The organism is Neobacillus sp. GCM10023253 (assembly GCF_042653105.1).
Classification (GTDB): Bacteria; Bacillota; Bacilli; order Bacillales; family Cytobacillaceae; genus Neobacillus; species Neobacillus citreus.
The window spans coordinates 1310836-1329617 of sequence record NZ_JBHSHV010000003.1; the positions used below are offsets into that span (position 1 = coordinate 1310836).

At 41.5% G+C, this 18782-nt stretch carries 17 protein-coding genes; 4 read left to right on the top strand and 13 right to left on the bottom strand.

Going from position 1 to position 18782, the window contains the following annotated elements; all coding sequences use genetic code 11:
- Positions 1–27: 27 nt before the first annotated feature.
- The 7 genes from ACFPA1_RS06675 to ACFPA1_RS06705 form a co-directional block, all read right to left on the bottom strand.
- The gene (locus ACFPA1_RS06675) at positions 28–708 is read right to left on the bottom strand and encodes a sigma factor-like helix-turn-helix DNA-binding protein (RefSeq protein WP_378581793.1); all 681 of its coding nucleotides are present in this window, start codon (positions 706–708) and stop codon (positions 28–30) included.
- A 155-nt stretch (positions 709–863) separates the two neighbouring features.
- A complete protein-coding gene (locus ACFPA1_RS06680; protein WP_213139958.1) occupies positions 864–1004 on the bottom strand; it encodes a hypothetical protein in 141 nt (46 codons plus the stop codon).
- 144 nt (positions 1005–1148) lie between these two features.
- The gene (locus tag ACFPA1_RS06685; RefSeq protein ID WP_378581794.1) at positions 1149–1850 is read right to left on the bottom strand and encodes a type 1 glutamine amidotransferase; all 702 of its coding nucleotides are present in this window, start codon (positions 1848–1850) and stop codon (positions 1149–1151) included.
- A 33-nt stretch (positions 1851–1883) separates the two neighbouring features.
- Entirely contained in the window at positions 1884–3230 is a 1347-nt protein-coding gene (locus tag ACFPA1_RS06690) for a glutamine synthetase family protein (RefSeq protein ID WP_378581795.1), read from the bottom strand.
- Positions 3231–3232: 2 nt separating this feature from the next.
- Complete coding sequence (locus tag ACFPA1_RS06695; protein ID WP_378581796.1) at positions 3233–4423, bottom strand: M20 metallopeptidase family protein; 1191 nt, start codon at positions 4421–4423, stop codon at positions 3233–3235.
- 14 nt (positions 4424–4437) lie between these two features.
- Entirely contained in the window at positions 4438–5802 is a 1365-nt protein-coding gene (locus ACFPA1_RS06700; RefSeq protein ID WP_378581797.1) for an APC family permease, read from the bottom strand.
- Positions 5799–6968: an amidohydrolase family protein gene (locus tag ACFPA1_RS06705; protein ID WP_378581798.1), complete on the bottom strand. Its 1170-nt coding sequence runs from the start codon at positions 6966–6968 to the stop codon at positions 5799–5801. Before ACFPA1_RS06705 ends, ACFPA1_RS06700 begins: the two co-directional genes overlap by 4 nt.
- Before the next feature lie 318 nt (positions 6969–7286).
- Between ACFPA1_RS06705 and ACFPA1_RS06710 the strand changes: the two genes are divergently transcribed.
- Together ACFPA1_RS06710 and ACFPA1_RS06715 are read left to right on the top strand one after the other, a co-directional pair.
- Positions 7287–9050 (top strand): sigma 54-interacting transcriptional regulator, encoded by a 1764-nt coding sequence (locus tag ACFPA1_RS06710; RefSeq protein WP_378581799.1) that lies wholly within the window; start codon positions 7287–7289, stop codon positions 9048–9050.
- A gap of 14 nt (positions 9051–9064) precedes the next feature.
- Positions 9065–10393, top strand: a complete 1329-nt coding sequence (locus ACFPA1_RS06715; RefSeq protein ID WP_378581800.1) for an aspartate aminotransferase family protein — start codon at positions 9065–9067, stop codon at positions 10391–10393.
- A 49-nt stretch (positions 10394–10442) separates the two neighbouring features.
- On the opposite strand, the gene deoD is transcribed toward ACFPA1_RS06715, so the two are convergent.
- Together deoD and ACFPA1_RS06725 are read right to left on the bottom strand one after the other, a co-directional pair.
- On the bottom strand, positions 10443–11156 hold the full coding sequence (gene deoD, locus ACFPA1_RS06720; RefSeq protein WP_378581801.1) for a purine-nucleoside phosphorylase: 714 nt from the start codon (positions 11154–11156) through the stop codon (positions 10443–10445).
- A gap of 132 nt (positions 11157–11288) precedes the next feature.
- Positions 11289–11858, bottom strand: a complete 570-nt coding sequence (locus ACFPA1_RS06725; RefSeq protein WP_338088260.1) for a YitT family protein — start codon at positions 11856–11858, stop codon at positions 11289–11291.
- Positions 11859–12018: 160 nt separating this feature from the next.
- On the opposite strand from ACFPA1_RS06725, the gene ACFPA1_RS06730 reads away from it, so the two are divergent.
- A complete protein-coding gene (locus tag ACFPA1_RS06730; RefSeq protein WP_378581802.1) occupies positions 12019–13143 on the top strand; it encodes a CAP-associated domain-containing protein in 1125 nt (374 codons plus the stop codon).
- Between the two features lie 615 nt (positions 13144–13758).
- Here the strand turns inward: ACFPA1_RS06730 and ACFPA1_RS06735 are convergent.
- Complete coding sequence (locus ACFPA1_RS06735; protein ID WP_213139949.1) at positions 13759–14460, bottom strand: 3-oxoacid CoA-transferase subunit B; 702 nt, start codon at positions 14458–14460, stop codon at positions 13759–13761.
- Position 14461: 1 nt separating this feature from the next.
- On the bottom strand, positions 14462–15148 hold the full coding sequence (locus ACFPA1_RS06740) for a CoA transferase subunit A (RefSeq protein WP_213139948.1): 687 nt from the start codon (positions 15146–15148) through the stop codon (positions 14462–14464).
- Between the two features lie 398 nt (positions 15149–15546).
- On the opposite strand from ACFPA1_RS06740, the gene ACFPA1_RS06745 reads away from it, so the two are divergent.
- Entirely contained in the window at positions 15547–16323 is a 777-nt protein-coding gene (locus ACFPA1_RS06745; RefSeq protein ID WP_378581803.1) for an acetoacetate decarboxylase, read from the top strand.
- 89 nt (positions 16324–16412) lie between these two features.
- Here the strand turns inward: ACFPA1_RS06745 and ACFPA1_RS06750 are convergent, their stop codons facing one another.
- Both ACFPA1_RS06750 and ACFPA1_RS06755 read right to left on the bottom strand, forming a co-directional pair.
- Positions 16413–16943, bottom strand: a complete 531-nt coding sequence (locus tag ACFPA1_RS06750; protein ID WP_378581804.1) for a DUF2179 domain-containing protein — start codon at positions 16941–16943, stop codon at positions 16413–16415.
- 72 nt (positions 16944–17015) lie between these two features.
- Positions 17016–18743 carry a CocE/NonD family hydrolase gene (locus ACFPA1_RS06755; protein ID WP_378581805.1) on the bottom strand — a complete coding sequence of 576 codons (1728 nt, stop codon included), beginning with the start codon at positions 18741–18743 and terminating at the stop codon, positions 17016–17018.
- Between the last annotated feature and the right edge of the window lie 39 nt (positions 18744–18782).

Here is an 18782-nt window from a genome sequence, read left to right on the forward strand (position 1 = left end):
ATAACCGTCTCCTTTTAAGCTATTTGGCTAAGCAGCCATACAGAGAGTGCTTGAAGGAGAGAAGGTTTGAATAAACTTTGCTTTTGGAATTTCGCTGATAAATGAAGATAGCCTTTCAATAAGAAGCGTTGGATCTTCGCTCTTTAATGCTTCATAAAAGAGTTCTGCTAATTGCTCGCGTTCATCGATATTCCAATATGTTTCTGCAGTCGGGGTCTGGTCTTCATCCTTTAATTTTCCAAGACGATTTTTCGCTCGGTGCAAATTGGCCTTTACCGCCATTTCTGATGTGTTTAGGATTTCGGCAATTTCCTTTATTTGATATTGAAAGGCCTCTTTTAATAAAAAGATAATCGACTGCTTTGGGGTGAAATGATTGATGAGCATCTCAACCGTATTGAATAGTTGATCCCGAGTAACGTTGAGGCATGCACCGGTAAATTCAGTATCCTCTTGAATGCTTTCCTTTTTTCTTTTTCGAATGACGTCCACCCAGTGGTTATAAGCAATTTTATTTAAAAGGGCGGGTGTTACCCTTTGCGGATGATTTTCATACTTTAATGCTTTTAGATAGGTTTCATGTGCAATATCGTCGCCATCCCAAGTGTTTTGAGTAAGAAAGTGACAATACTGCTTTAGTTTTGGATACTGCTCCTGCCAGTATGAATCCACTTGTTCATCGACTTTCGGGTTAAGCTTGTGTAACATGGTTTTCACTCCTTTTGCACTCTCTACACTCTAAACGTTTATTGGGAGACGAAAAGATACGGGGTCGGAAAATTTATTTATAAATTTAATTTATCATATTCAATAATGAATGGAATAACACGAAGTACACAAAAAAACGCCATTTCTGGCGTTCTTCATGATAACTGGTTACTTTCATTGATCATATCTTTAACATCTTGAGAAATTTTATCGAAGGTTTGATTCACTCTATTCATTATAGCTTCATCAGTTTCTTTTGTTTGATTTTCGGAAATTTGGTTATTTTCTTTTTCCATAAAATTCACCTCCATTTTTAGAGTGCTTCATTATGGGAAATTTATTACACACCAAGCCCAAGATAGGCTAAGGTTAACATAATATTATTATAAATTAAGCAAGCGCTATTAACATAAATAGTGCTTGCAAAATCAGTTGTCTTACTATTTTAAAAATCCCGCTTCCATATTATTTAGCAGTGTAAATAATACAGTCCTAGCGCCATCTATTGATTCCTTCTGCTTGAGCCAAGCTACTGGCTCTTGGATATAGCGGTTGGGTGTAATTTGGTCTCCAAAGGTACCCTGAAGGAATTCAATAATCTCCTCTGAAAATTCAGGATGAAACTGCAGCCCAACTACCCTTTCACCAAAAGCAAAGGCCTGGTTCTTGCACCCTTCACTTTGTGCGAGGTTCTTAACCCCCTTTGGCAGGTCAAAGGTATCCCCGTGGTACTGGAACGCATGAAATGTAGAAGGCACTCCATTAAAATGGGGTATTTCCCCCGCTTCAGGAGTTACCTCAATCAGATGCCAGCCGATTTCCTGATGGGTATGGGGAGATACGTTACCGCCCAAAACATCGGCCAAAAGCTGCGCCCCTAAACAAATCCCCAGCACCCATTTATCCTGATCGATCGCTTCTTTAATATAATTCTTTTCGTCCACAAGCCATGGATAAAGCTCTTCCTCGTATGCTCCCATTCTCCCGCCTAAAATCACCAGCATGTCAAAATCGTTCATCGAGGGAAAAGCTTCATTTTCATAGACAGTCGTGCATGATATAGAATAATTTCTTTCCAAAGCCCAATCTTCAATTAAACCTAATGTGGCTAATGGGTCATTTTGTAGATAATGTATTCTCAATTTTCTTCTCCCTTGCTTTGTTTAAGAGGTTTCTTAAAATCTGGCAGAAAAAAGATTTCGTTCCCAATCGCTTACGTAGCGGGAATATTTGTCCCATTCTGTTCTTTTAATCTTGATAAATTCTTCCCAAATTGATCTGCCGATGGTTTGGGCCAACACGGAATCCTGTGCCAAATAATCAACCGCTTCCTTTAAGCTTCTTGGCACCCAGCTAATATTTCTTTCCTTCAATTGGAACTCGGATGCAGCACTTACATCGAAATCAACTGGTTCGCCTGGTTCAAGCTGGTTTTGAATACCTCTTAAACCTGCCGCTACCAAACAAGCCGCTAAAAGATACGGGTTGCATGTTCCATCCGCACCACGATATTCGAACCGTCTGGCTCTTCTTTTCTCTGGTATACGTACCAATACAGAACGATTTCCTGAGCCGTAACAGATATGAGCAGGTGCCCAGGAACCAGGCTGCATTCTTTTATAGGAATTAACACTTGGTGCCCCAATTGCAATCAGAGAAGAACCATGCTTCAAAAGTCCTCCGATAAACTGATAAGCTTTTTCGGACATATCAAGTCCGCGTTGGTCTGTCGGATCTTCAAAAAGGTTTTCACCAGCCTCATCGTAAAGGCTGATATGGACATGTAGTCCGCTGCCGGCTAAGTGTTGAAAAGGCTTAGGCATTAAGGTCCCGACCATTCCTTTATCGCGGGCAATCTGCTTGAATAGATGCATGAAAGTGACTTGGTCATCTGCCGCTTTTAAAGCGTTGGTGTATTTTAAATTGATTTCAAGCTGGCCCGGGCCATATTCACTTGAGATTTGCTCAGTTGTAACTCCCATGCCTTCAAGGGAATAAACAAAGTCTTGGATGAAATCCTCTTGCAAATCGGCGCCTTCGGACGAGAAACAATGGCTGTTATCGGCAGGAACAAGCTGTCCATCTTGGTCCTTTAAAAGGTAAGCCTCCTGCTCAAAAGCCATGTACATTTTTCCGCCTAGGAGAGTTTCTACCTCATTTAATAACCGTTTCAACGCACCTCTTGGACAACCGTGCCATGGTTCCCCATTAATATCAACCAAGTCACACAGCATGCGGGCAGTATTCTTTCGGTAAGGAAGGATAGCAAAAGTGCTCGGATCCGGTACAGCGAAGAAATCTCCATCATTCGGACCATAGGCAGGATTCGGAATATACTCATCAAATGTATCAAAGCTCATAATGGCTGTACTAAAATTGACTCCCTTTTCCATTGCATCCTCAAGCTGTGCCGGACGGATCGTTCTTCCGCGCGTTACGCCGGCATAATCAAGAAATTCCACACGGATAAATTCAATCTTTTCTTTCGCGACAATATCTAGTACCTGTTCTTTTGTGATCATATTTATTCGACTCCTTTATGCAATCTGCTCATAATGACATGGGTGAATAGCTCGACCCCAACGGGAATGATCGATTCATGAAACTCAAATTGCGGATGGTGTAAATCAAAGGCAGGTTTCCCCTCCTGAGCGACTCCTAGCCTAAAATATGTACTTGGAACCTTTTCCGTAAAAGCCCCAAAATCATCCGCACCCATCGATGGCTCCTTCAATTGGAACACCTTTTCCGGTCCGAGAAGCTCTTTTGCCCCTTCCTCCAATGCTTTCGTCACCCAATCACTATTGATAACCGGAGGATGGCTCTCTTTATAGTTGACGATGACCTTACCGCCAAAGGCTTGGGCAATATTCTGGCACATTTCTGTTACTTGTGCAGCTAGTCTTTTTCGAGTCTCTCTGTTAACTGCCCTTGTTGTCCCTTCCATTACTACCTTGTCTGCGACAACATTGCTGGCAGTTCCTCCACTAATTTTTCCAACATGGACCACAACAGGCTCCACCGGATTGCTTGCCTTTGTGACTAACGTTGGCAATGCTTGAAGAATCTGCGAGCTTATCGTAATCGCATCAATCGCTTGATGCGGCCGTGCACTATGGCCGCCTTTTCCTTCTACGATAATTTCAAAATCGTCGCAGGAAGCGGTAATTGCCCCATACTTTACACCGACCGTCCCATGTGGGAGGTGGGGCCACAAATGAAGAGCCAGCATGGCATCAACAGACGGATTTTCTAAGACTCCTAGATTAATAAGCTGCTCGGCCGCTCCATCTGCTTCCTCTCCTGGCTGAAAAATGCAGCGGACTCTCCCAGACAATTGGCTTTTTAAATGATATAACTGATAAGCCGTTCCAAGGAGAATCGATGTATGGCCGTCATGGCCGCAAGCGTGCATAACCCCTGGGTTCTTCGATGAAAAATCGAGACCGGTTTGTTCGTGGATCGGAAGGGCGTCAATATCAGCCCTAATTCCGATATGTGCCCCATCGCCGTTTTCACCGATAATATCTACGAAAATACCAGTTTCACCAATCGCTTGATAAGCTATTCCCCACTCTTTCAGACAGGAAGCAATAAAGCGAGAGGTCTCATGCTCCTGAAAGGAAAGTTCAGGATGCTGATGAAGATGACGGCGTATTTCATAAAGTTTTGTTTCAAGGTCTTTTTGTACTGCCAATTCCTTTTTGGTAAGCACTGTTGAATGCCCCCTTACATTGTTGTATCTTTACGTGAAGTGTTTGATAGATTTTTAGACTTATTAAATAACTTAAATAGCACATACAGGACTACCATGCCTATTGCGCCGCGAACCAAGGTCATTGGCGAGCCGACAAAGGTTCCGTAGAAGACGATTCCAATTCCCACGAAGCCAAGGATTGGAAATAACGGATAAAGCGGCTGTCTCCATGGAAGTTGCTGGACCTCTTGGAGAGCTTTTTTACGATAAAGAATTCCGGCAATTAGTGCCAATGTCCAAGAAACCAGCCAGGCTAGAACCAATTGAGTAGAAAGTTCAACATATAGGAAATCAGGATTCAACACCCCTAAAATGACTAATCCTACTGACAACGCCCAAACCACAATAATTCCGTAAACAGGAGTACCAGTCTTTGGGTGAACATACGCAAAAAAGGAAGGTAAAAATCCGCTTTTTGCCTGTGCGTAAAAAATCCTTGAGGATGCATAAAGTGTACCCATTAAAATACAAGTAGCTGCCGCAATCCATGCGGTCATATTCATGATGTAGGCACCGGCAACACCAAATACCATTCCTGCAGCTTCAGTAAATGGAGAACTATCCATGGTGATTTGGTCCCAAGGAATTAATCCCTGCAATACAACTTGTGCTGCTGAATACAAAATAAGGAAAGTTAAACTAGACCAAATTAACGCTTTTGGCAGATCCTTGGGATTTTTCACCTCTCCTCCAGCAGTTGCAAGCGTAACTGCTCCTAAATAAGCGTAGGTTCCAAGTGGAATCGCTGACCAGAACCCATCCATTCCGTGTGGTAAAAATGGTGAGAAGTTTTCAAAGTTCATATCTTTGATACCAATGATCGAGAAAAGAGCCATGACGAGCGTCATGATCACGACGAGAATCAACTGTGTTCTGGCAGCGATTTCTGTTCCAAGAATATTCAGTACAGCAAAAAGGGTAATAAAGAAAATGGCAAAAAACATTGGCCATAAGTCACCTTTTAGCTGCGGAAAAAACCACATGGTAATTTTCCCTAATGCGAGCCCAACACTTCCTCCGGCAATAACCCAGCCGAGTGCAAAGGTAAAACCTGACAAAAAGCCCCACCATTTTCCCATAAATCGCTCGACCCATGTAGACATGGCTCCTGCAGTAGGCATTCCGACAGCCAGCTCCCCTAGCGCAATCATCAAGAATAACTGCGACAGTCCTGCTACACCATAGGCTAGAATCGCTCCAGGTCCTGCGGTCGCAATCCCCTGCCCCATCAATAGGAAAATCCCATCGCCGATAACGGCACCTACACCAAGTGCCCAAATTGACCAGTAGCCAAGCTTTTTCTGTGATTCAAGCCCTAATTGATTATTGTTGCTCATCCAATCGCCCCCTTTAAATATTTCTGATAAATATTTTCGAAATTACGGAATAGTACCATTTCTCCAATGACTCTTGCTGTTTCGGCATCCATATAATCAGATTCTACCCAAGAGGTTAATACCTCCTCGAAGCATTCCTTAAATAAATGAACACCAAGCCAGTTCATTTCCGGTACCGTAAAGGCATCTGAACCATACATCACCTTATCAAATGGCGCAAATTCAAATACTTGTGATAGAATTCGCTTGACCCCGTGGCCGCTAAATGGATTCTGCAAGGAAATATCCATATAAACATTAGGTAAAATACTGACAATGAATGCCGCTTCTTCTACCCAAGGGTAGCCCCCGTGAACAAGATGCACTTTTGTATCTTGATATTTCTCATCTCTTAGCATTTCTAATAGAAAACTAGGGCTTGCTTTTGGCAGTACCACTTCACCGTCTCCAACACCTGTGTGAATATGCATAACCTTATCCGATGAAGTGCATTCCTCCATGGCAACATGCAAGCAATAATCGCGGAAGCTTTTCGCCGTTTCCCTTGTGTTAGCTCTAAATTCTGCATATTCTTCGGCGGCAAGCTGTTCATTCATAGGCGCAATTTCAAGACCACTGCGATAAGCAATAATCGACTTTAATCCCACTACTCCAGCTTTTTTCAACTCCTTTGCTAAATCTGAACGATACTGCTCTTGAAATTCTTCAAAAGTTTGACATTCCTCGCTTAAACGGACCATTACTGGTTCAATTCGATAAATTTCCCAGATTCTCGCTCCGCATAAATCTGCATATTCGGGCTTTAACAGCGGCGGCTGCGGATACCCAAAGTCTCCGACGATTCCGGTAATATTGGCATCCTGAAAAAGCTCCCGTGTATACTTTTTGAAATCTAGTGCCCTCGCATTTCGCTGTTCCACAACTGCTTCAAGCGTCGGCTCGCATGAAAAATATTTTGCTAAACGCTGAATCAAAATTTGCACCCACATATTACTTCCCGGATATGGCTGTTTAGCAACCCGCTGATAGTTTTCTGGGATTTGATTCGGAATGACAGCAAGCGACAGCTTTCTTACAAACTCATCCGCTGTAAATGGCTCCGAATAGGCTATGTATGGATGTGCATGTACATCAATCGCTTGACAGTCCTGTAATGATACTCTCATTTGATTCCCTCCTTTGTTGTATGTCAAAAATCTTGCAAATTTCGTGCCAACTATTAAAGTTCAGAAAATTACTCAAAAATCCTTATCATAACAAGGAAAAAATAAAATTCCTCTTTAATAAAGGCTGTAATTTCCGAGAAAAAATTTTTTCTATTGAAAAATATTTTTCGGTCATTCTTTTTCACTTTTACTAAAATTCAAAATATATGTGTTGAACCTGTTGTCATTATGATAATATTTTGAAAATAGGACATTTACCTTTATTAAAGCGACAAAAAATTTTCGCTCATTATTTTTCATGTTAGACAGGTGATGAAATTGAATGTTGATCAGCATCCATTATTAGAAGAAGTATGGAATCATGCCTTTGATTGTATGATGGTTATCAATGTAGATGGAAAAATTATTTCCTTAAACCGCCCAGCGGCAAGGTTATTTCAAGGCAGTCCCTCCAATCTAATCGGATCTTCTGTATTTGAACTTATTCCCTCTGAAGAGTTTGAGAAGAGCTTTCAGAAAAAGGGAAAAACGGGTATCCAGATTTCTTTGGGGACCAAACAGTTTGTCGGAAATATTGGCTGCCATGAAAACATGGATAAAAGTGTTACCTACTATTTATTTTTAAAAGACATCACTCATAGCCAGCAGTTGCAGGAACAAATTAATGAAATGAATAAAGTCAGGCAATTATTTGACGTTATCCTAGACCAGATTGAGGAAGGGATTTGTGTTATTGATGAACACGGTAAGATTCTTTTTTACAATCGCAAATCTGGGGAAGTGGATTCTTTAGAACCGGAAGCAGTTAGAAATAAACGGGTTCATGACATCTGGAATGTGGATGAACACACAAGTACACTATTGACGACCGTTCGTACCGGAAGAACACTGAATCATCGAGAAACACATTTCACAACAAACGGGAAACCGGTTACGACTCTTGTACGTACCGTTCCGCTGCTACTTGGGGAACAAAGGGCCGCTGCAATGGAAATTTCAAAAGATATTACGGAACAAAAACAATTAGCTGATACCATTATGGAGCTTCAAAAACAAACAAAGAGCCCTTCTGCTCTTCCTTCAACCCTAACATTACAAAAGAATCATACCCGTTTTCAATTTGAAAACATTGTTTTCTCAAGCCGTGAAATGGCTCAAACCATCGAACAAGCGAGAAGGTCAGCGAGGTCTAAATCAAACATTCTAATTATTGGTGAAACCGGGACAGGTAAGGAATTGTTTGCTCAAAGCATCCATAATGAAAGCCCGCGGAATAACAATCCTTTCATTGCTCAAAACTGCGCAGCTCTGCCGGAATCCCTACTCGAAGGCCTCCTGTTTGGAACGACTGTAGGAAGTTTCACCGGTGCAGTGGATCGCGCCGGCTTATTTGAACAGGCACAGGGCGGAACCCTTTTACTGGATGAAATTAATTCGATGAGCCCGAACCTCCAAGCTAAGCTTCTTCGAGTCCTGCAGGAACGAAAAGTTCAGCGTTTGGGGTCAGCAAAAGTCATTGATATTGATGTTAGGGTGATTGCAACTATGAATGAAGAGCCTCTTGAGGCGATATCCCAAGGCAGGCTTCGTGAGGATTTATATTATCGTCTTGGGGTGGTCAATCTGGTGATTCCCCCTTTACGTAATCGAAAGGACGATATCCGGACATTGGCCCACCACTTTATTGCAAAACATGCCAAAGCATTGGATGTATCCGTTAACGGATTAGAAGCGGAAGTTTACCATTTCTTTTACCGTTATCACTGGCCTGGAAATGTCCGCCAGCTCGAGCATGTTATCGAAGGCTGCTTAAATCTTGTTTATGACGAAACCACGATCGGTTTTGACCATTTACCGCCGGTTATGAAAAATAAAATTCAGAATTACGAACAACCATTAGCAACTGAATCATCCGTCCAATTATCAGGCTCCATGCCCGAGCAAATTGAAAAACTCGAACGCATCATGATTGAACAGGCGATGAACCATTCTGGAGGAAACATCACAAAAGCAGCAGAACAGCTTGGTATTTCAAGGCAGAATCTAAATTACAAGCTGAAAAAATATCTTATCTATTCATAAAAGGGGGAACAATTTTGAGCCAGACCTTTCTAAAAGCTGAAGAACAAGTGATTGCCAACAGTTTAAAAATCCGCTTTTACCCGATTGCTGTTCAATCAGCAAAAGGAACTCGTATCACCGGTCAAAACGGGACGGAATATCTCGATTTAACAGCGGGCTGGGCGGTTGCCGGAATTGGCTATGGACATCCTAGGGTCAGCAGCAAACTCAAGGAGCAATATGAGAGCTTATCGTTTACCTCCCAGCTCTCTGCACCAGAACCTACAATGGTCTCTCTTGCAGAAAAACTAATCAAAATCACCCCAGGTGATTTTCCTAAAAAAGTTTGGCTAGGTCATTCAGGTTCAGACGCCAATGATTGTATCGCCAAGCTCGTTCCGCTGGCAAAGAACCGTACGCGAATGATTTCTTTTATGGGTTCTTATCATGGACAGACCATGGGCTCCCTTTCCCTCTCAGGACATCCTGCCCAATCGCAATTTATCGGAAGCGGAAATGTGGTCAAAATCCCTTATGCCAATCCATACAGGCCACCCTTTGGGGTTACGGATCGATTAACAGACCAAGTGCTGCAATATTTGGAACAAGAAGTGTTTAAAACGATCTGCCCACCAGAACATACAGCGGGAATCATTATTGAAGGAATTCAAAGTGATGGCGGATTAATTGTACCCCCTGAGGACTTCTTGCCACGGCTTCAAATGTTGTGCAGGCGGTATGAGATTAGTCTAATATTTGATGAAGTGAAGGTTGGCTTAGGAAGAACGGGAAAATGGTTTTCGTTTGATCACTGTGATGTGGTTCCAGATGCCGTAGTACTCGGCAAATCCCTTGGCGGCGGTCTGCCTGTCAGTGCCGTAGTGGCCAGAAAAGAAATTCTTGATGTTGGTACCGGTATTCATATGTTTACAACAAGCGGGAACCCTGTTTGCAGTGCTGCCTCCTTGGAAACACTGCAAATTATCGAAGATGAAAGATTAATAGAAAATGCACGTGATAACGGAGAATACTTCTTAAAGCAGCTAGAGAAGCTTCAAGAAAAGTACGAATGGATTGGCGATGTTCGTGGAAAAGGTCTTGCGATTGGAGTAGAATTAGTGGAAGACAGATTCACAAAAACCCCTGCAGCTGAAAAAACAGCCGCTATTTGCTATCGATGCTTTGAACTGGGTCTGCTTGTCTTTTATGTCGGAATCAACAGCAATGTTATTGAAATCACTCCTCCACTTACCATCTCTAAGGAGGAAATTGACCTGGCAATCTCCATTTTGGATCAATCCTTTTCCGATCTTCAGGAGCAAAAAATCAATATGGATTTGGTCAAACAATACGCTGGCTGGTAGAAAAAAGGTGTCAGGTCCTCGTACCGACACCTTTCATGTATCCATCTCTTTATGCCAACTCCAGCGCAACCTCCATCATGTTTGTAAAGGCGGTTTGTCTTTCTTCTGGGGTTGTTTGTTCACGGCGAAGGATATGGTCGCTTACAGTTAGGATCGTCAGGGCATTTACCCCTGCATAGGCCGCGTTCAGATAAAGTCCGGCCGTCTCCATCTCCACTGATAGAATCCCCATCTTCTGCCACTTTTCCAGTGCGGTAGGGTCAGCATTGTAGAAGATATCACTGGTCAGAATATTTCCAACATGCACTGGGAGCCCTTTTTGATCGGCCGCTTTCTTTGCTTTGTCCAATAATTCAAAAGATGCAATATTGGCAAATTCACCGGGTAAATTGTATTGGTGAACATAACGAGAGTCTGTTGATGCGCCCATCGCCAGTACAAGATCATACAAATTCATATGATCCTGAATCGCTCCGCAGGTTCCAATCCTTATTAAATTTTTTACCCCAAAAATATGTATCAGTTCCCAGGAATAGAGGCTCATGCTTGGCATTCCCATTCCTGTCCCCATGACGGAAATTTTCTTCCCTTTATACGTTCCGGTATATCCGAACATATTCCGAACGGAATTAAATTGCTGTGCATTTTCCAGATACGTCTCCGCAATAAATTTTGCCCGTAAGGGGTCACCAGGTAAAAGGATGGTTTCCGCAATTTCCGCCCCATTCGGTTTGATATGCGGTGTTTCTTTCATCTCGTTCATGATATTTTCTCCTTTTTATTAATGCTAATTTTTATTAAGTTCTCGCTTTTAGCCTTTTTTGATTCAGCATTATTAAAATATACCATTAATAGAAATGATTCTTTATTTTTACATTAGTCAATTAGCACAACGTTAATAACCTTCAATTAAGGATGTGATAATCCCTACAGTTACAATAGCCAAACATGAATAAAGAAAGTGATGAACATCCAGTACCGTGAATCCTGCCAAAACAATCAGTCCATCTATGCAAATAATGGTTAGTGCCAGATTGATCGAAAAGCGTCTCGATATAAGTTTGGCAAGTAAATCCGTACCCCCTGTACTGGTTTTATGACGGAGCATAAGCCCCACGCCGATTCCAATGATGATTCCTCCGACCAGCGCACCGGTCAAACTTGAAACGGAAAATTCGTCTCGAAGCGGTGCAAGCAAATCAATAAATAATGATGAGACAAGCAGCCCTTGAATGCTGCTTAAAAAATATGCCTTTTCTTTTAGCAATGCCAATATACATATTGGGAGACTTAATACAATCATTGATAACCCAGTTTGGAATTTAAAAAAATAATAAATAATGAGAGCGATTCCCAAAATCCCGCCATCGATTAAATGGTTAGGAATAAAGAACCCGTTAACCCCGATACCAAGCAGCAGACTTCCAACCATCGTAGCAAAAAATTTCTCAAAAATAGTAATCACCTTGTCCAACCTTTTTAATTTTATGATATGAAGGCATCAAAAAATTAAGAATAAGCGAATTTGCAACATTTTCTGTTAAAATAGTAACTAAACCCATAGAGACACTTATAGATAACAGTAGGATTGGCGAGAATGAAATTAGTTATGGAGGTGGAAAAATTTGACTCGAATATTAGCTATTATTTCATTATTATTTTTATTTAATTATTCAGCCCCTCTAATTGAACAAAAATTAGACCAGACCGATAAGGTGCAAGCAATTGATAAGATCCAATCAGAGGTAAATATTCCGGAAATCATGTCAGCGATTGGTCAAATATTTGCCCAAGTTGAACAGCTGCTGAAACAGTTAAACGTAAACTTGGAAGAACTTCCAAAGACACCAAAAAAAGAAGAACCGATTGAAAAAATTGAGCTGCAAACACCTGACAAACAACTCTTTTCTATATCAAATATTGAATTAGGCCAGACTAAAGAACAAATTGAAATGAATGTAGGAGCAGCCAAACGATCTTCCCTTAATGAGTATGGGCGCAATTGGTACGCCTACCACACTAATTACCATAATTTTTTAATGGTGATGTACGATGGAAACAATAAAGCTTCAGGAGTATATACGGACCAGGATTTAATCTCTTCTGCAAATGGGATAAAGCGCGGAAGCTCAAAGGACGAGGTTCATACAATCCTGGGTAATCCTCTAAAGCAAATTCAAAAAGGACGGTATGTCTACCAGTTTGAGGAAGACAGGGATTTTGATGTATATTTGCAGGATAATGCGTATGTGACTATTTTTTATGATAAACACGAGGGCAATACGGTTACTGCGATGCAGATAATCAGAAAAGACATTGAGGATGAGAAAAATGATTTCTACACGAAAGCAAGTCCTGAATTAAAAGAGGGCTTTGAGTACCAGATGTTTGATTTAACCAATGCTGCTCGAGTGAATCATCAGCTTCCTGTCCTGACATGGGATGAGCACGTGAGAGAAACAGCGCGAAAGCACAGCTCGGATATGGCTGTTAATAACTATTTTGACCATACCAATCTTAAAGGACAATCCCCGTTTGATCGAATGAAAGAAGACAATATTATTTTTCACTTGGCTGGTGAAAATCTTGCCTATGGACAGTTTAGCAGTATTTTTGCCCATGAAGGACTGATGAACTCGCTCGGCCATCGGGAAAATATTTTGCGTGAAGGATATCGATATCTTGGTGTAGGTGTCGCATTTAATAACGAGTCGCACCCTTACTATACCGAAAACTTTTATGCGAAATAACCGGTTTACCCATCCCAGTCATTACATTCTGGGCAGCGGTAGGCGAAATTAAAAAACGAATACAAAGGGTTCTCAGGCTGTCGAAAAAACTTCGATAGCCTTTTATTTACTTGTTTGGATAAAAGTCCGTATAACCGGGGTTTTCGGACACCTCCCCTTTTTTCAAGCAATTTTGTTGTCTGAAGGTTGTACAGGTTCGGACACTTCCTCCTCTTTTTCAAGTGCCTCTGTCCGAAGATTGTACGGGTTCGGACACTTCCTTCACTTTTTTAAGCGATTTTGTCCGAAGGTAGCACGGGTTCGGACACTTCCTTCACTTTTTCAAGCGATTTTGTCCGAAGATAGCACGGGTTCGGACACTTCCTTCACTTTTTCAAGCGATTTTGTCCGAAAGGAGGAACATATTCGGACACTTCATCCCCTTTTACAACATGTACCTCCTCGAGGAAAAGAAGGTGACTGGAGCGGAAATATCAACAGGCCAGTTAGCAGGGACAATCATTAATGAATTAAACAAAATGTAAAATTGCCGAGAAAAATACCCTTTCTCGGCAATCTGGGGAACCTTTGAGGTTTCCTATTTTATTGATATTGTATCGTTTCAGATACCAAATTCTATTTTAATACAAGTTGCTCTTCTGTTATAGAATCTCTCTTTACCCATTTGAAGTCATCTGCAATTTCGTAAGAAGCAGGTGTCATTTCCTTCAATTGTTCGAAAGTAAGTTCATCCACCATTTCTACCAGATAAAGCTTCCCTTCACGGAATTTAAATACAGCATACTCCGTAACGATAGTGTCGACGCGATTTTTTGCAGTTAAAGGATAGGTACACTCCGGAAGGATTTTCGGTTCTCCTTTAGGTGATAGGTGCGTCATCGCGGCAATGACTCGTTTTGCTCCAACAACGAGGTCCATTGCACCTCCTACACCAAGAACATCTTTTCCTGGTACTGCCCAACTTGCAATATCTCCTGTTTCGGAAACCTGCAGGGCTCCAATAACAGTAGCATCAAGATGGCCGCCGCGCATGATACAAAATGATAATGAACTATCAAAATAGGAAGCATGCGGCAGTGCTGTGATTGGCTGAACACCTGAAGCATTCACCAAATCCATATTTTCCGGATCAACAACAAAGTCAGGTCCGGGTTCTGGTCCGGCACCCAAGATGCCGTTTTCAGAATGCAGGGTAACAACTCCCTTTGGCAAATAATCTGCCACCAGGGTTGGGATTCCAATTCCAAGATTTACACAACCTAAAGATAATTCCTGTGCACAACGCCATGCTATATAATGCTTAACAGAGTAGCTCATCTTACACTTCCTCCCTTTTTACAACAATATCAACAAAGATAAATGGTGTAACAATCTTATCCGGATCCAACTCACCAATTTCCACAATTTCGTCTACTTCCACAATCGTTAATTTGGCTGCAGTTGCCATGGCTGGGTTAAAGTTTTGCGCTGTCTTTTTATAGACAAGATTACCCGCTTTATCAGCCTTATGGGCACGGATAATTGCCACATCAGCAGTCAGTGATTGTTCAAGGACATGCTCGCGTCCGTTATATGTACGTGTTTCTTTCCCACGGGCCAGATCTGTTCCCGCAGCTGTTGGGGTGAAAAATGCTGGAATCCCTGCTCCGCCTAGACGAATCGCTTCTGTAAATGTCCCTTGCGGCAATAACTCGATTTCAACACTTCCCTCACGATTCGCTTTCACAAGTTCCTTATTTGTGGAAAAGAAACTCCCTACTACTTTTTTGATGCGATTTTGCTCAAACAAATCATTCAGAATGGATACACTTCCAAGACTATTTGTGATTAGGGTAAGATCACGGAGCTCTTCCCGTCTAACTAGCGCCCTCGAAAGATGACGCGGCATACCAGGGAAACCGAATCCCCCTACCATAATACTGGAACCTTCGGGAATTTCCCCGATTGCCTCGTCTGCTGTTAAGAATTTCACCTTCGTTTGAATCTGTTCAATCGTATCGTTCATCCTGCATTCTCCTTATGAATTTACTGTTTTCACTTTCATACTAACCGGTTGGTATGTTATCATGTTAAATAATAAGACAAGAGGTAATTTTCTGTCAATTAATATTTGAATAATTTTTTTATCTTTTATAGAATAATAATTTTTCCCAACTTTTCAAACCAATTTAACGTTGAAGAGTGTCAATATTATAATACAACCTTCACAAAACATTGTCATAACAATATTTTCGTGCTTTTTCGACAAAAATCTAAAAATTTTGAGTAATCTGCTTATTTCGTTGACAAAGCTATTATTGCATGTACAATAATAACTGTATTGTTATTCGATTTTAATTTTCAAAAGGGTTTTATTATTTAAATATTTTACATAACTATTAAACTATTGAAAGGATGTTTGAAATGAAGTTAGAAGAAGTTGCAAAACAAATCTCCACACCGCTAGATGCACCAGCTTTTCCACGCGGGCCATATCGATTTAATAATCGCGAATACTTAAACATTGTCTATCGTACTGACATCGAGGCTTTAAGAAAGGTAGTACCAGAACCGCTTGAAATCGATGAGCCGCTTGTGAAGTTTGAGGTCATCCGGATGCCGGATGTGACCGGTCTTGGCTCTTACACTGAGTGTGGTCAAGTCATTCAAGTTAATTACAATGGTGAAAAAGGCGATTATGTACACTGCATGTATGTGGATAATCATCCAGCCATTGCTGCAGGCCGTGAAGTTGGAGCGTATCCAAAGAAACTGGGCAAACCAAGTTTATACATAGATTCCGACACACTTGTAGGTACTTTGGACTACGGTACATTAAGAGTAGCAACCGCGACGATGGGTTATAAGCATCAGCAAATCGATTTAGAAGCGGCTCGTGAAGAAATTTGTAAGCCGTACTATATGCTAAAGCTTATTCGGGGACAGAATGGAAAGCCTCGTATTTGTGAGTTGGTGCGAGGACAGATTAAGGACATTACAATCAAAGGCGCATGGACTTCCCCTGCCCGCCTGCAGCTATTTGCTCATGCTCTTGCACCGTTGGCAGACTTTCCTGTGCTAGAAATCGTCTCAGCTTCCCATATTCTTACTGACCTATCTCTCCCACGCACAGAGGTAGTTCATGATTATTTGGCCGAAGCTAGTGTACCTTCAAATAAGGAATTAGTAAGCCAAAAATAAGTGGGTAAAACGGGTCAGCCCCTCTCGCTTTTTACTAAAGCACCGGGGACTGACCCGTTTAAATAAAAAAGACCAGCTGCTATTTGCAGCTAGCCGGTTTTCTTTTTTTGATTTTTTCTTCGATCCAATAAATATCCTCCCTTAAAAAACCTCGGTTCATAGGATACAATAAAAGCGTTCGGTTCAAATTTTTCAATCATCGAGATTAATTCCTTTTCTCGATTCCGTTTCGTGAAAATTTCCATTTTATAACGGTCCCCATCACGTCCTTCCCCAACAAACAAGGTAACTCCAAACCCATTGTTTCTGAGCGTTTCTATAAGTTCTTTGTTTTTTGTTTGAGTGTTGACTGTAAAAATAATATAACCTACTGCCAATTTCTGTTCTATTTTTGTCCCGTAAATGATCCCTATACCAAACCCAACTGCATAAACAACCATCGCTAATATACTCTGACTTCCATTAAACACTAAAGCTAATCCAAATACATAAACGAGCATTTCCGCCATCCCTAAGATGGCTGCAAGGGCGGTGAGATTTCTAACTAAGAATATGATTCGAAGTGTAAGTAACGGTACATAAATAAGCTGCAATAATAAGATTAAAAAGATTTCTAACACACGGAGCACCTCAGATAAAATGACTAATGTGAAGAAAAATCAGCCTGCGCAGTCAAATGACTGTTATTATATTTATTTTTCTTTCTCAATTACCGGCAGCAACAGATAGGATGCATATTCCTCCTGATGGAAAATGGTTTGCCGAGCACATTTACTTTCAAGACTATCAATCATTGTTTTTCCTGTGTTTAAATTTGCATCATAGCGCGGGAAATTGCTAGAGGACACCTCCAGCCTAATACAATGACCAGGCAGGAACACATTACTGGTAGCCCACATATCAATTTCGATTTCGACGGTATTTCCTGAGTGTTGATTTGACAAACGAACAATTCCATCAGTGAGATTATAGGCTGTACCATCTGGCATGACATCTATCAACTTTGCTGTGAAGTCTGTAGAAACCGCATCTGTTTGGACCCACAGCTTTGCCTTGATTGGACCTGTCACTTCCAATGGCTGTTCTAAAGGCTGTGATGTATAAACAAGGACATCCTCCCGTTCTTCAACTCTGCGTTGGTCCTGAGGGCCGTACGTATGAGCCCCAGCAAATAATGTTCCCCCACCTTTAGTTGGAACTGGATTTTCAGGGTCATAAATGAATTGATCATTCGGTTCGTTCCCAGGCTTTTCCCAAGATAACTCTCCATCACCAAACCTCGTATTGGCCTTCCCTTCGCTATGTAAATAGAAAGGCTTATAATTAGTCCGGGCTAATGGCCATTCATATTCATCACGCCACTCATTAATGCCCATGACAAAGATCTTTATCGGAGCCTCATTCACAATCCCTGTGTCTATTCCTTTTAACCAATAATCAAACCAGCGCAGATGTAATCCCGTCAGATCTTCCTTGTAATCAATCCAGTCACCTGCAGCATGAAGGCCGAAAGACCGTTCACCAAGGGTCGATGTATAAACTCCATGTCCCCAGGCACCAATCATTAATTTCTGATTGTCTCTAGCTTCAGATGTTGCTGCTTTTTCAGACATTCCAAGATAGTTTTGAATCGTCGACGGAAGGAGATTATCATACCAGCCGGCAATATGATACGCAGGTACCGTAAACTGATGATATTTATGAGATATACTCATTCTTTCGCCGAGCTCTTCCCTTACTGTTTCATCGAAGGAATCATAGAAGGCTGAGGCTACTCCAAGCTCTTTTAGTGGCGGCCAGTCCTTTACCGGTTTGAATCGGTACCATTCGTTAATATTGTTATAGAAGTGCGCTAATTGCTTCATCTTTTCCGCAATTAGAGCAGGTTTTTTATATTTTCGTTTGATTTCATCCGGCGCCAGTGACTCAAGCCCCCATGTTTCTGAGGAAGCAAGCAGAAAGGCTCCGCTTTCCGTAAATGTAGTGTCACGACGATTGCTTAAGGTCATTACTGGAGCGATAGCTTGTAAATGCGGCGGCTGTTCAGATGCTGCCAATAATTGTGTGAATCCATAATAGGATAATCCGAACATTCCTACCTTACCATTTGAAAAAGGTAATTTCGCAGCCCATTCAACAGTATCGTAGCCATCTTCCGCTTCATGGATCATCGGGTAGAAGTTTCCTTCAGAATTATACCTTCCCCTTACATCTTGGTTAATGACAACATAACCGTTTTGGACCAAGCGGTTCGTATCCAAATAACGATGGGAGTAAAATGGCAAATCTTTGTTGTATGGGTGCCTTGTTAGTAGTACAGGGAATTTACCTTCTTTATTTGGTCGATAGATATCAGCATATAGAACAGTTCCGTCTCTTAACGTACAAGGAACATTTTTCTCCACCAAAATTTGATTCATTTCCAAATCCCTCTCTCCTTGCCCATATTTATTTATTGT